The sequence below is a fragment of the Mannheimia indoligenes genome (genome assembly GCF_036880405.1).
Taxonomy (GTDB): domain Bacteria; phylum Pseudomonadota; class Gammaproteobacteria; order Enterobacterales; family Pasteurellaceae; genus Mannheimia; species Mannheimia indoligenes.
Genome location: NZ_JBAJJM010000005.1, coordinates 36,917 through 50,920 on the forward strand (window position 1 = coordinate 36,917; position 14,004 = coordinate 50,920).

The following is a 14,004-nucleotide window of genomic DNA, read 5'->3' on the forward strand; positions in this document are numbered from 1 at the left end:
AAACGGCAAGAATTTTGCTATAAATACCGCAGTTTCAAATCCATTATTTAACTCAAAACAAGGAGTCATTATGAAATTAGTCTTTATCCGTCACGGTTTTAGTGAATGGAATGCTAAAAATTTATTTACAGGCTGGCGTGATGTGAATTTAACAGAACGCGGCATTGAAGAAGCAAAATCTGCAGGTCAAAAATTAAAAGCTGCCGGCTTTGAATTTGACATCGCGTTCACGTCTGTTTTAACCCGTGCAATCAAAACCTGTAACATCGTGTTAGAAGAATCTAACCAATTATGGGTTCCACAAATCAAAAACTGGCGTTTAAACGAACGTCATTACGGTGCATTACAAGGTTTAGATAAAAAAGAAACTGCGGAAAAATACGGTGATGAGCAAGTTCATATCTGGCGTCGTTCTTACGATATTTCTCCTCCGGATTTAGACCCACAAGATCCAAATTCTGCTCATAACGACCGCCGTTATGCAAACTTACCGAAAGATTTAATTCCAAACGCAGAAAACCTAAAAATTACCCTTGAGCGTGTATTACCATTCTGGGAAGACCAAATTGCTCCGGCGTTAATTTCAGGTAAAACCGTATTAGTTACTGCACACGGAAACTCTCTTCGTGCGTTAGCGAAACATATCGAAGGCATTTCTGATGCAGACATTATGGATTTAGAAATCCCAACCGGTCAGCCGTTAGTGTACGAATTAGACGACAACTTAAAAGTGATCAGCAAACGTTACTTATAATTTGTAAAGTTTTGATGAAAAATAACCGCTTGTAGTGATGCAAGCGGTTATTTTTTGAGGAAGTTTTGCAAATTAGAAATCTAATAGTTCTTTTTCTTTTGCAGCTAATACTTCATCTACTTTTTTGATGAAAGTATCAGTGATTTTTTGAATATCTTCTTCAGCTTTATGTTGTTCGTTTTCGCTGATTTCTTTATCTTTCAACAACGCTTTGATTTGGTCGTTTGCATCACGGCGTACGTTGCGAATAGCAACTTTGCCTTGCTCGCCTTCAGATTTCACGATTTTAATTAAATCACGGCGACGTTCTTCTGTTAATGGTGGAAGAGGAACGCGAATCGTTGTGCCGGCTGATGATGGGTTTAAGCCTAAATCTGAGGTTAAAATCGCTTTTTCTACCGCAGAAATTAACGATTTATCAAATACGTTTACCGCTAATGTGCGAGCATCTTCTGCTACTACGTTAGCTACTTGGCGTAGAGGTGTTGCAGAACCGTAGTATTCAACTTGAATACCGTCTAATAAAGAAGGTTGAGCACGACCGGTACGAATTTTTGCAATATGACCTTTTAAAGCCTCAAGGCTTTTTTCCATACGATCTTGTGTATCTTTTTTGATTTCATTAATCATTGATTGTTTATCCTTTTACTTAAAACAGAGTTAAAAATAGAGAAAATTATTAAGAAATAGTTGTGCCTTCTTCTGTGCCAAATACCACTTTGCGTAATGCACCTGGTTTACCCATATTAAATACACGAATCGGCATTCCGTGATCGCGTGCAAGGGTAAATGCCGCTAAATCCATTACTTGTAATTCTTGATCGATTACTTCAGCATAGGTTAATTGATTGAAAAGTTTAGCATCTGCGAATTTTGCCGGGTCTTTATCGTAAACACCATCTACTTTTGTTGCTTTTAATACGACATCAGCTTCAATTTCAATACCACGCAAGCAAGCGGCAGAATCGGTGGTGAAGAACGGACTGCCTGTACCGGCTGAGAAGATTACTACACGTTTTTCACGTAACATTTTGATGGCTTCAGACCAATTGTAAGTATCACAAATCCCGTTTAATTGGAATGCAGACATTAATTTTGCATTCACTTCGGCACGGTGTAGAGCATCACGCATCGCTAAGCCGTTCATCACGGTTGCCAGCATCCCCATATGGTCGCCCACCACACGGTTCATTCCAGCTTTAGCTAATTTTGCTCCACGGAATAAGTTACCGCCACCAAGTACAACGCCAACTTCAACGCCTTCTTCAAGCAACTCTTTAATTTCTAGTGCCATACGATCTAAAATAGACGGATCGATACCAAAGCCCTCGTTGCCTTGTAAGGCTTCACCACTTAATTTGAGAAGGATTCGCTTGTAAATAGGTTTGCTCATTTTATTTGCCTCTTAACTGTATGGACTAAACACAAAATTACGCTATTATAGAACAATCCACTTCAACGATAAACCGAAAAATTTTAACAACAATGAGAAAAAACAAATTTTTAGCATTATTTATTGCACTTTCACTGGCTGTTCTTGCAAGTTATTTGATGCTGATTGGCTCGGGCTTTTTTCCGACTCCCACTATCTTTGAAATACTATTTGGGGTATTTCTGATTATTATCTTAGCCAGTTCTAAATGGACTTACTATGCGTTACTGTTGCCAATTAGTATTGCTTATGCCTTTTATACGCCCATTGGGCTTAATTTTGGTAAACCAACCTATGAATATATCGCTTCCGTATTCGCAACTGATATGATGGAGAGTAAAGAGTTTCTGGCTCAGCTTCCTATTTTGCATATTTTAGCCGGCATAGTGATTGTACTAGCGGTCATTTTTTTCAAAAAAATTACCAATGCTTATCAAATCCACTTTTTGAGAAATAAAACTTTTGTCATAGCCGCTTCTCTTTTAATGTTAGCTCAACTTGCTCCATTCAAGTTTTTCCAAGAATTTTATAGTTCAGGAACAAAAGTCGCGAAAGAATTGGAGAAATTAAATAATTTAACCTTAGAATCCCAATGGGGAGAATCGAAGCTTGGCGATAACGCAAAATATGATGATTACGTGCTGATTATGGGCGAAAGTGCAAGGAAGGATTATCACCACGCCTACGGCTATCCTATTCTTAACACGCCTTTTATGAGCTCGGCAAATGGTACGCTTGTTGACGGTTTAACCTCTGGTGGTACAAATACTATTGCCTCACTGCGTTTAATGCTAACCAAGCCTGATACTGAAAAATGGGAGGCTAATTATGCCTTAACCTTGATTGATTTGATTAAATCTGCTGGGGTAAAAACCTATTGGATTTCTAACCAAGGCTATTTGGGTAATTACGATACACCTATTTCCTCGATCGGCAATAAAAGTGATGTGAAGATCTTCACCAAATCAGGCGATTCGTTAAACAGCAACGTGAGCGATTTTGAATTACTGCCACATTTCAGTAGAGTGATTGCAGAACCTGCTAGTGGCAAACGTTTTATTTTCTTGCATTTATACGGCTCACACCCAATTACTTGCGACCGTTTAACCGATTATCCGAAAATGTTTGATGACAACAAACTACCGAAGCGTTATTTCAACGTGAATTGTTATATTTCCTCAATTAAGAAAACCGATGAATTGCTAAAACGGATATATGAGATGTTAGTGAAAAACCAAACCGAAACTCAGCGTTCATTTTCGATGATCTATTTATCTGATCACGGCTTATCTCACGAAATGTCTAAAGATAATATTGTCATTCAAAATGGTAAAGATAGAAGTAAATTACACTACGACATTCCGTTGTTCAAAATTTCAAGTGATGATACTCAACGTAATATTTATAAGACATTTAAATCAGGGCTGAATTTTACCAATGGGATTGCAAATTGGATTGGCATTGAAAATGCGTTGTTAGATAAAGAGCTTGATCTCTTTAATAATAAAACTGATAAAAGCGATTACGGGCTGAAAAAAATCATTGAAACCCAATCTACTGTGGAAGATCCGGCAGTCGTTATTCCATCACATTAATTCTACTTGTAGGGGCAAATAACAATTTGCCCATCATTACACAATAAAAAGCAGGCAAAAGCCTGCTTTTTTTCATCAACTCAAGGATTGAATTAAGCGTTACCGCCAGTGATTTTAGCAACTTCTGCTGCGAAATCTTCTTCAACTTTCTCGATACCTTCGCCCACTTCTAAACGGATGAAGTTAGCAACTGAAGTACCTACTGATTTTAAGTATTGACCTACAGTTTGTGATGGATCCATTACAAACGGCTGACCGGTTAATGAAACTTCACCGGTGAATTTAGCCATACGACCTTCAACCATTTTCTCAGCGATTTCTTTTGGTTTACCAGAGTTCATCGCGATTTCGATTTGGATTTCACGCTCTTTAGCTACTACATCAGCAGACACATCTTCCGGGTTTACGAATTCAGGTTTGCTTGCTGCAACGTGCATTGCTACTTTGCGTAATTCTTCTTCAGAACCTTCACCTGCAACTAATACACCAATTTTTGCACCGTGTAAGTATTGTGCAATTACGTTACCTTCTAAGAATTTAACACGGCGAATGTTCATATTTTCACCAATCTTAGCCACTAATGCAACACGTTTTTCTTCAAATTGTGCTGCTAATGCTTCGATAGAGATATCTTTGTTTGCCGCTGCGAAATCTGCAACTTCATTTGCTAAACCTAAGAAACCTGCATCTTTTGCTACGAAGTCAGTTTGGCAGTTCATTTCAACTAATACGCCGAAACCGTTAGCTACGCGTGCTAAAATTACGCCTTCAGCTGCAATGTTACCTGCTTTTTTAGCCGCTTTCGCTTGACCAGATTTACGCATATTGTCGATCGCTAATTCGATATCGCCGTTTGCTTCTTGTAATGCTTTTTTACATTCCATCATACCTGCACCGGTACGTTCACGAAGCTCTTTAACTAATGATGCTGTAATTTCAGCCATTTTTTAATTCCTCTTGATTTGATACGGGAAAGACAGGATTTACCTGCCTAGAGATTTTATCGTTTAGGGCAGGTAAAACCTGCCCCTACAAACTGAATTATTCTGCTGCTTCTTCAGCTGCAACAACTTCAACGCCACGACCTTCTTTGATTGCAGCTACTGCTGAATCTAAGTAAAGTTGGATTGCACGTGTTGCGTCATCGTTACCAGGGATGATGTAATTAACGCCATCTGGAGTTGAGTTAGTATCAACGATAGCAAATACAGGAATACCTAAGTTGTTTGCTTCTTTGATTGCGATATGTTCGTGATCAGCACCGATTACAAAAATTGCATCCGGTAAACCGTTCATATCTTTGATACCGCCTAAGCTTAACTCTAATTTCTCTAACTCACGAGTACGCATTAACGCTTCTTTTTTAGTGATTTTGTCAAAAGTACCGTCTTGAGTTTGAGTTTCTAAATCTTTTAAACGTTTGATTGATTGACGAACAGTTTTCCAGTTAGTCAACATACCACCTAACCAACGGTGATTTACGTAAAATTGTTGGCTCTCTACTGCCGCTGCTTTAACTGCTTCTGACGCTGCACGTTTTGTACCAACGAATAACACTTTACCGTTGTTAGAAGCAATGCGAGTTAATTCTGCTAATGCTTCGTTGAATAAAGGTAATGTTTTTTCTAAGTTAATAACGTGAACACCATTACGAGCACCGAAAATGAATGGTTTCATTTTTGGGTTCCAGTAACGAGTTTGGTGACCATAGTGAACGCCTGCGTTAAGCATATCGCGCATAGAAACTTGTGCCATAAGAATTTTCCTTCAAAGTTGTTTGTTTCGCCACTTATGAACGGCAAAACGGGGTTTAGCCTCCACATATCCTAGAAAATCGATCTACGCTCACTGAGATAATAGACACCCCAATTCCTAGCTTGTGATATGTGTGTGTTTTAGTGTTAAAAAATAAATGGTTATGTTTTTTCTCTTACTTAATCAGTAAAGACAAAAAACGGCGAGTATTATGCCAAAAAACAAACAATTTGCCAATCACTTTATTCTTGTTTCAAAATTAATTGCTCTAAATAAACAAAAACCGTTCTCATTATTGACTAAAGAAATAAGTGCATTTAGAATTGCCGAAATTGCTATACAAAGTCAATCAAACAAAGGAGACTATCAATGAAAAAAACGCTTTCTGCTCTTGCTGTTGCTGCTGCAACCTTTGCTTCAACCTCAGCACTTGCCGCTAATGAAGTGAATGTATATTCCTACCGCCAGCCTTACTTAATTGAGCCGATGCTGAAAAACTTTGAAAAAGACACCGGCATCAAAGTAAATGTTATTTTTGCGGATAAAGGTTTAGTTGATCGTGTGAAACAAGAAGGCGAATTAAGCCCGGCTGATGTACTTTTAACAGTGGATATCGCTCGTGTAATGGAAATTGTGAATGCGGGTCTTGCTCAAAAAATTGACTCTGAAGTATTAGAGAAAAACATTCCTGAACAATTCCGTGATTCTAACGACCAATGGTTCGGTTTAACTACACGTGCTCGCGTAATTTATACCTCAAAAGATCGTGTAGGCAAATTACCTGCCGGTTTTGATTACTTAGATTTAGCAAAACCTGAGTATAAAGGCAAAGTTTGCGTTCGTTCAGGTAAAAACTCTTACAATGTATCACTCTTTGCGGCGATGATTGAACATTACGGCATTGAGAAAACAAAAGCATTCTTAGAAGGCTTAAAAGCAAATCTTGCACAAAAACCACAAGGTGGCGACCGTGATCAAGTAAAAGCAATCAAAGAAGGGATCTGTGATTACTCTATCGGTAACAGCTATTACTACGGTAAAATGTTAGATGATGAAAAACAAAAATCGTGGGCAGAAGCGGCGGTGATTAACTTCCCTAGCGGCGAGTACGGTACACACAAAAACATCAGCGGTGTGGTAATTGCGAAACACTCGCCGAACAAAGCAAATGCGGTGAAATTAATCGAATACCTCAGTGGTGAAAAAGCACAAGGTTTATATGCTGAGCTTAACCACGAATATCCGGTAAAAGAAGGCATTGAGCCATCTGCAATCGTAAAAGGTTGGGGTACATTCACAGCTGATAAAATCAAGCTGGAAAATATCGCAAAACACTATGAAGCAGCATTAAAATTGGTTGATGAAGTGAAATTTGACGATTTCTCTGAGAAAAAATAATCAACCAACAAGTGGTCATTTTTCCACAAAAATTTGCAAAATTTTGCTAAAATATGACCGCTTGCAAAAGGACGCATTTTGCGTCCTTTTATTTTTTATGGAATAACAGGCTTAAATAAAAATGCGATCACAATTTTGCTGGAAAAGCATTGCAACTCTAACCACTTTTATTGTTTTACTTCCACTCCTTGCCATTGGTTATCACGCATTGCAAGGAGACAGTGAAAACCTTTCCCATCTTTGGCAAACAATGTTGCCAATCTATCTGAAAAATTCAACATTATTAGTGTTAGGAACGGTATTTCTCGCTCTGTTCTTTGCTCTGCCTACCGCTTGGATTGTGGCTAACTATCGCTTTTGGGGACAAAAAACCTTGCAATGGCTACTCTGCTTGCCTCTTGCAATGCCTGCTTATTTAATCGCCTATTTATACACTGATTTACTAGATTACTCGGGGGCTTTTCAAGGCTGGTTACGTAGTATTTTTGGCTGGACCAGCCCGCAAGATTATTGGTTTCCCCAAATTCGAACATTGTACGGTGCTTGCTTTGTACTTGCATTAGTGCTGTATCCATACATTTTTTTATTAGTGCGAGTGGCATTATTAGAACAGTCAGAAAACCTAACGCATAGTGCAAAAATGCTTGGAGCATCTCCTGCTCAACTTTTTCGCCGTATTACATTACCATTAATTCGCCCTTCTATTGCAGTTGGTATGGCATTAGTCGCAATGGAAACCTTAGGCGATTTTGGCACCGTTGCCTATTTTGCCGTGCCAACGCTTACTACGGCAATTTATGACTCGTGGCTAGGTTATCACGATCTCGGCACAGCCAGCCAAATTGCGGTCTTTATGCTGCTGATGATTTTCCTATTTTTGACTTTGGAACAATACAGCCGCCGCAAACAAAAAAGCTATCAACGTGGCTATGAAAAGAAATCAGCATTTAAATCTTTAACCGGTTGGAAATTAGCATTAGCCCTTGCTTGGTGCTGGGGCTTGTTGGCGTTAGCTTTTTTCATTCCGTTTGGCAGATTGCTCTATTGGGCATACGACTATTTCGAGCAAGCGTGGAATTTAGACTTTGTCCAATTTTCGCTTAATAGCTTAAAAGTGTCGATTATCGCCTCAGTCATAACGGTATTCATTGCTCTACTTCTGCATTTTTCTAAACGTTTGAATACCCGTAAAATTTTAGTCAAAAATGACCGCTTGTCGTTACAATTAGCCTCTCTTGGCTATGCTGTTCCGGGAACAGTATTAGCGATCGGTTTACTTTCACCTTTAACATTTGCCGATCATCAACTCCACGCTTGGCTAAAAAGCCTTGAATTATCACCTGTTGGATTGATTTTTTCAGGCTCACTCTTTGCATTGGTATTGGCATATACCATTCGATTTTTAGCAATGGCAATCGGAAGTCTTGAAACTTCGCTCAATAAAATTTCACCTTCATTGGATATGGCAAGCCAAACGCTTGGTAAAAACGGCATCGCAATGTTAGCAAAAATCCATATCCCATTGATTTATAAAGGCATTCTAACTGCCGGATTGATGGTTTTTATTGAGAGTATGAAAGAGCTAAACGCTTCTCTACTACTCCGCCCGTTTAACTTTGATACACTCGCAACCTACGTGTTTACCTTTACATCAGACGAGCAACTTGAGCGTGCTGCTCTGCCTGCCATCGTATTGGTGTTAGTCGGTTTATTGCCAGTTATTTGGCTTACCCGATCACTTATTTCGCAGTCTGAAAAGGAAAGATAAAGGAATTTTATGTCTGTTTTAACTATCAATAATCTGAATCTTAATTTTGGCAGCACAATGGTTTTACAAAATCTCCATCTCGCGGTAAATCAGAATGAAATTATTTGCCTGCTTGGTGCAAGTGGCTGCGGTAAAACTACCTTACTGAAAGCGATTGCCGGGCTATTGCCAATTGAACAAGGTGATATTCATTTAGCCGGACAATGCTTAAAAAGCAAAGCGGTGGAAGAGCGTAAAATCGGGCTGATTTTCCAAGATTATGCTCTTTTTCCACATTTAACGGTGGCTGACAATATCCAATTTGGTTTATCTAAATTGCCAAAAGCTCAACAAAAAGCGATTACCGAAAAAATGCTTTCAGTTGTGCATTTGCAAGGCTTTGAAAGCCGTTTTCCACACGAGCTGTCGGGCGGACAACAACAACGTGTCGCGATAGCCAGAGCATTAGCCTGCCAGCCAGAACTGCTACTGTTAGATGAGCCGTTTTCCAATATTGACAGCCAAACTCGTTATGCGATGATTCAAGAGATCAAGCAAATCTTAAAAAGCCAAAATGTGCCGGCTATTTTTGTAACCCATAGCAAAGAAGAAGCCTTTGCGTTTGCCGATAAAATTGCCGTGATGGATCAAGGAAAAATTGTTCAATTTGGTAAGCCAAACGAGCTATATCATTCTCCGGTTAATCCATTTGTAGCGGATTTTTTAGGTGGCACAAACTATCTTAACTGTAATGTAACGGAAGACAAAGTGCTATGTAGCCCGATTGGTGAGTTCCGACTCTTCCCTGAAATGGACGTTCAGAAGGGGCGTTACCGCTGGCTTCTTCGCCCAGAGCAGATTATCTTAAAACCCAATGAGCTAGGCTTAGGTAAAGTGGTAGGCAAACTGTTTTTAGGCTTATACTACCGCTATCAAGTTGAAATTAAAGGCATTGAGATTGTAACTTACCAATCCCAAGAGCTGAAAATTGGCGAACAAGTGGAAGTTGGCTTCCAAGTGAGAGAATTTATCCTATTTTAAACAGAGAGAGAATATGAAAATTGAAGTTTGGTCAGACTTTGCCTGCCCGTTTTGTTACATCGGCAGACGCCATTTAGAGCAAGCCTTAGCTCAATTTGAGGGTGAGGGTGAGGTTGAAGTGATTTTCCGAGCCTTTGAGCTTGACCCACACGCAAATGGTGAACCGGAAGGTGATATTCAGCAACGCTTAATGCAGAAATATCAAAAAACGGCTGAACAGGCTGATGAAATGATTAACTATGTAGAGGAAGCTGGAAAACAAGCCGGGCTAGATTTACGCTACCGCACCACACAATACACTCGCACCTTTGAGGCTCATCGCTTGGCAAAATTTGCGGAAAGTAAAGGCTTAGGTGAAGCAATGGTTGAACGTTTATTCAAAGCCTATTTTACCGATAACACTATTTTAGCTAAACGCACAGAACTTATCGGTTTAGCTTTAGAAATCGGCTTAGAACGTGATGAAGTCGCTCAACTGCTCACAGGCGATGATTTCGGGCACGAAGTCCGTGAAGATGAGCGAGTTGCCCACAAATATGGTATTCACAGCGTCCCATTTTTTGTGATTGATGAAAAACTCGGCGTGTCAGGGGCTCAACCGCCAGAAGTACTGCTAAATGCCATCAAACAGGCATTGCAAAAAATAAGTTGAAAAAAGACCGCTTGTTAAGCTAAACAAGCGGTCTTATTCTGAGCTTAGCCCTTAAAATCATTCTAAGTCTTGTAATTAAAACCTAACTGCTTAAATACCCACTTTTCAAGTAACTTATAATTGAAATAGACTAAGTAAGATATTGGGTAGAATAAGAGATAGCTTAGATCACTATATTGGCTCAGATAAAGCACACCAAATAACGCTACTAGCCCAATCTCTACCAATGTCGCATATCCTCCACTCTTCTCCAAAAATCTTCCACAGTTCAGAGGAATAAAAAACAACCAAAGTAGTGCTGATTTTAATATTTTCACTGGCAACAGAAGTAGTGCTTTATCATAAGAAATCTGTTGGAATGGTTGATGAATTTCATCTAGCATCCTCTGTGTAATATTCGGGAAACGAGCCTCTAAAAAAAGATTAGCATTAAGCCATAGTAAAGCTCCTAGCAAGGCCAGAGAGCGAACAGACGGATCTAAGTTTTCAGGAATAGCGAGCATTACCATCATTATAATCAGAGGAATAGAGCACCCTATCGATTTTGCATTAAACTGCCGAATAAAAGTGAAATAGCTGACAAACCAGATCACAAAACTGGTGAAAGCAATGTAGCGATATTCGTTAAAAAATGCCAAGCCAACAATAATAAATGGCAATAAGAAGGCACTCAGCAGTTCCCATATCATACGATACTGATAAAGCCACCTTGGAAGACATTTAACAACCCATGAAATAATCGCTAGCATTAGTAACCCAAACATTAAAAGAACAGCAGAATAAAGAGCCAAAGAAAAGGTTATATACAAAATGTTATTTTCATTGCGAGTAAATACCACAATACCAAACAATATTAGAGGCCAAAAGAAACGAAGTATAAAGGCATAGTCATACAGCCAATCTAGCGTTTTATTTTTCGACATTAAATGGTAACGAAGAGGCTTGTTCGTCTCTTGGCTGATCGTGGGGGTAATGAGCATTGCATAGAATAACGCCAAAATGCGGGAGCCACCCTTTTGCAGATAATTCACAAAGGCTTGAGCAAGTGGAAAGTGATGATCTGTGATGTCCGCTTTCACTGGGGCATAGCCACGATCTCCCCATAAATACTGATTAGCTGCCTCTAATTTCGATTGTAATAATTCACGATCATCAGCAAAAATATAATCCGCACTGTGATAATCACTCAACCAACCAAAATACTCACTCCACTGCTTCCAGATAATCGGGTGTTCAATGTCATTATTTTTTAAAAACAGAAACAGATTGAAAGCAAGTCCTTCCTGTTCACCAAATGCCATTCTCGCCAATAGCTGTTCTTGGATAGAATCCCATTCATTGAGTAATCCCTGCTCGCCTGCCTCTTGATAAAGCTCGGCAATATGATGAAAAATAAATTCACCCGAGTAATACAGCTCATCGTCCTGTTCAGCCAAATCATTCTGTGGCACTAACGGCTCACGCTCTGCCATATCCAACTCACAAGCTGTGAGTTCCGCTTGATTTTCTGCGAAATCGGGATCTAATGACAAGATATCCGAATTTGCAAAAAATACCTCGTTTTCGCCCGCTTGTTGCTCATTATCCATTGATAAATCGGGGAACAGAGGTGCCTGCTCTGCATCTTCCGTATAAAACGGTGCATCTCGTAGTGCCTGTTCATAGGCTTCCCGCAAAGCTTGGTACCCTTCAGGATCGTCATCAGGACGGGTGATTTTCAATTTTTTCGCATAGGCACGGCGAATTTCCCGCTCATCTGCGGTCGGATCAATGCCTAAGATAGCCCAACACCCCATTCTTCCCCCTTATAGCAACCAACCACTGTCATAGCGTTCCAAACATTCGCTGAATGTTTTGCGAGCCTTACGGATCAGAGTCTCATCTTGGCTTTCCAGCGTTTGCTCAAAATAGGCAAGATATTCGCTAATAATGCGGCGTTCTTCACCTAAATGCTCTTCATATAACCGTTTTCCTTTTTCGAGTAAATAACGGTTCTCTTTCTGTTCCCTCGGGTGAATTTTTAAGCCTGCCAACCGGTTTAACGCCTGTTGAATCTCCGCCTCACTCAGATTTTGGCTGTTTTGCTGAAACACTTTATTATGAGCAATCGAGAGTTCATCATTGGTTAAATCCACTTCCAATAAGCCGTTCATATCATAGCTAAACCGAACATCTACAGAGACTTCACCAGCCCGCCGTTTCGGAATGGTAATTTCCATCTCACCTAATAACAGATTATCCGAGGCGATTGCCGATTCGCCCTGCAAAATTTGAAACAGCAATTTTTCTTGATTATCGTAAATAGTAGCAAAACTTCTAACCCGTGAGATTGGCACCGGCATATTTCGCTCAATAATCGGAGCAAAGCGATTATGTACCAAACGCCCACCCGACAATTCGTGGCTGGTCTGTGTGCCTAATGAAAACGGCATCACATCGGTTAAGACAATCTCTTCCACGCTAGCACTACGGGCAATTAACGCTGCTTGTACTGCAGCTCCACGTGCAATGGCTTCATCAGGATTAATGGCTGAGAGAGGAATCCGTTGGAACCACGCCATAATCGCTTTGCGGATAATCGGCATACGGGTTGCCCCACCAACTAAAATAATACCATCAATATTAGCTGGCGTAATTCGGGCATCACGCAATGCCCGTTCAAGTGGCTGGCGTAGACGGGAGATAAGACTTTGTGAAGCTTGACGGAAATCCTCTTCGCTGATTGTGGCTTGGTGCAATTCTCCTTTTAAATGTAGTTTTACCTCTACCGATTTCTCTTTACTCAGTGTCCGTTTTGCTGTTTCAAATAGCTGCCAATACGCACTACTCTGTTTAATCTGCTGCTTTTGTCCTTCATTTAAAGTCGTACAACGGGATAAAAAAGCGTAGCGAACAGCATTTACAAAATCCTCTCCACCCAGATGATTATCGCCCGCACTGGCAGAAACCTGCACAACGCCATCAAAATAATCAAGAATAGAGACATCGAAAGTACCGCCCCCTAAATCAAAGACCAAAAATTGTGTATTATCGGGCTTATCCTGTAAGTTATAGGCCAATCCAGCCGCAGTAGGTTCATTCAATAACCTTAGGACATTCAAACCTGCAATTTTTGCTGCATTTTGAGTTGCTTGGCGTTGAATTGCATTGAAATAGGCTGGTACAGTAATCACCACATCGCTTATCGTTTCACCTAAATAGGCTTCCGCATCCTCTTTTAATTGTTTTAGCAGTAGTGCCGATAACTCTTCGGCCCGAAAACGCTGTTTTCCCATCGTGAATACTTTGTCGGTTCCAATAAACCGCTTAAAGGATGCCACTGTTTTATCTGGTGCTGTCACCAACCTTTCACGGGCTGGTAGACCGACTAATACAGATTCGTCATCATCAAGACTCACCACAGACGGTGTGAGAAAATGCCCGAAACGATTAGGAATTAACCGAGTTTCACCCTCAATAAACTGAGCTACCAAGCTGTTAGTTGTACCTAAGTCAATCCCAATTTGAAGTGCCATATCCATCCCTTACATTATTTAAAATTGATGAACTTTTTCTATTCTAAAAATGTGGCTTATAACTAAATATGAAATATTTTTTAAATATCTCAATTTTTATATTCACATCAGAAGC

13 protein-coding genes are annotated in these 14,004 nt (G+C 39.9%); 7 read left to right on the top strand and 6 right to left on the bottom strand.

Annotation, left to right across the window (positions count from 1 at the left end):
• The first annotated feature begins 70 nt into the window (after positions 1 to 70).
• On the top strand, positions 71 to 754 hold the full coding sequence (locus tag V6W77_RS03435; RefSeq protein ID WP_283386003.1) for a 2,3-diphosphoglycerate-dependent phosphoglycerate mutase: 684 nt from the start codon (positions 71 to 73) through the stop codon (positions 752 to 754).
• Positions 755 to 826: 72 nt separating this feature from the next.
• Here V6W77_RS03435 and frr read toward each other — a convergent pair whose 3' ends face one another.
• The gene (frr, locus tag V6W77_RS03440) at positions 827 to 1,384 is read right to left on the bottom strand and encodes a ribosome recycling factor (protein WP_025235830.1); all 558 of its coding nucleotides are present in this window, start codon (positions 1,382 to 1,384) and stop codon (positions 827 to 829) included.
• A 49-nt stretch (positions 1,385 to 1,433) separates the two neighbouring features.
• Positions 1,434 to 2,147 (bottom strand): UMP kinase, encoded by a 714-nt coding sequence (gene pyrH, locus V6W77_RS03445; protein WP_025235829.1) that lies wholly within the window; start codon positions 2,145 to 2,147, stop codon positions 1,434 to 1,436.
• 92 nt (positions 2,148 to 2,239) lie between these two features.
• Between pyrH and V6W77_RS03450 the strand changes: the two genes are divergently transcribed.
• Complete coding sequence (locus tag V6W77_RS03450; protein ID WP_334253795.1) at positions 2,240 to 3,781, top strand: phosphoethanolamine transferase; 1,542 nt, start codon at positions 2,240 to 2,242, stop codon at positions 3,779 to 3,781.
• Positions 3,782 to 3,873: 92 nt separating this feature from the next.
• On the opposite strand, the gene tsf is transcribed toward V6W77_RS03450, so the two are convergent.
• Both tsf and rpsB read right to left on the bottom strand, forming a co-directional pair.
• The gene (tsf, locus tag V6W77_RS03455; protein ID WP_025235827.1) at positions 3,874 to 4,725 is read right to left on the bottom strand and encodes a translation elongation factor Ts; all 852 of its coding nucleotides are present in this window, start codon (positions 4,723 to 4,725) and stop codon (positions 3,874 to 3,876) included.
• A gap of 97 nt (positions 4,726 to 4,822) precedes the next feature.
• Positions 4,823 to 5,536, bottom strand: a complete 714-nt coding sequence (gene rpsB, locus V6W77_RS03460; RefSeq protein WP_334253796.1) for a 30S ribosomal protein S2 — start codon at positions 5,534 to 5,536, stop codon at positions 4,823 to 4,825.
• A 211-nt stretch (positions 5,537 to 5,747) separates the two neighbouring features.
• Between rpsB and V6W77_RS03465 the strand changes: the two genes are divergently transcribed.
• The 5 genes from V6W77_RS03465 (at position 5,748) to V6W77_RS03485 (ending at position 10,374) form a co-directional block, all read left to right on the top strand.
• Positions 5,748 to 5,909, top strand: coding sequence for a hypothetical protein (locus tag V6W77_RS03465; protein ID WP_283386005.1), 162 nt, complete (start codon positions 5,748 to 5,750; stop codon positions 5,907 to 5,909).
• Positions 5,906 to 6,934 (top strand): Fe(3+) ABC transporter substrate-binding protein, encoded by a 1,029-nt coding sequence (locus V6W77_RS03470; RefSeq protein WP_025235825.1) that lies wholly within the window; start codon positions 5,906 to 5,908, stop codon positions 6,932 to 6,934. The genes V6W77_RS03465 and V6W77_RS03470 overlap by 4 nt, the downstream gene beginning before the upstream one ends.
• A 121-nt stretch (positions 6,935 to 7,055) precedes the next feature.
• A complete protein-coding gene (locus tag V6W77_RS03475) occupies positions 7,056 to 8,702 on the top strand; it encodes an ABC transporter permease (RefSeq protein WP_334253797.1) in 1,647 nt (548 codons plus the stop codon).
• 9 nt (positions 8,703 to 8,711) lie between these two features.
• Positions 8,712 to 9,722: an ABC transporter ATP-binding protein gene (locus tag V6W77_RS03480; RefSeq protein ID WP_334253798.1), complete on the top strand. Its 1,011-nt coding sequence runs from the start codon at positions 8,712 to 8,714 to the stop codon at positions 9,720 to 9,722.
• 13 nt (positions 9,723 to 9,735) lie between these two features.
• On the top strand, positions 9,736 to 10,374 hold the full coding sequence (locus V6W77_RS03485) for a DsbA family oxidoreductase (RefSeq protein ID WP_334253799.1): 639 nt from the start codon (positions 9,736 to 9,738) through the stop codon (positions 10,372 to 10,374).
• Positions 10,375 to 10,436: 62 nt separating this feature from the next.
• On the opposite strand, the gene V6W77_RS03490 is transcribed toward V6W77_RS03485, so the two are convergent.
• Both V6W77_RS03490 and V6W77_RS03495 read right to left on the bottom strand, forming a co-directional pair.
• Positions 10,437 to 12,170 carry a J domain-containing protein gene (locus V6W77_RS03490; protein WP_334253800.1) on the bottom strand — a complete coding sequence of 578 codons (1,734 nt, stop codon included), beginning with the start codon at positions 12,168 to 12,170 and terminating at the stop codon, positions 10,437 to 10,439.
• A gap of 9 nt (positions 12,171 to 12,179) precedes the next feature.
• Positions 12,180 to 13,889, bottom strand: coding sequence for an Hsp70 family protein (locus V6W77_RS03495; RefSeq protein ID WP_334253801.1), 1,710 nt, complete (start codon positions 13,887 to 13,889; stop codon positions 12,180 to 12,182).
• Between the last annotated feature and the right edge of the window lie 115 nt (positions 13,890 to 14,004).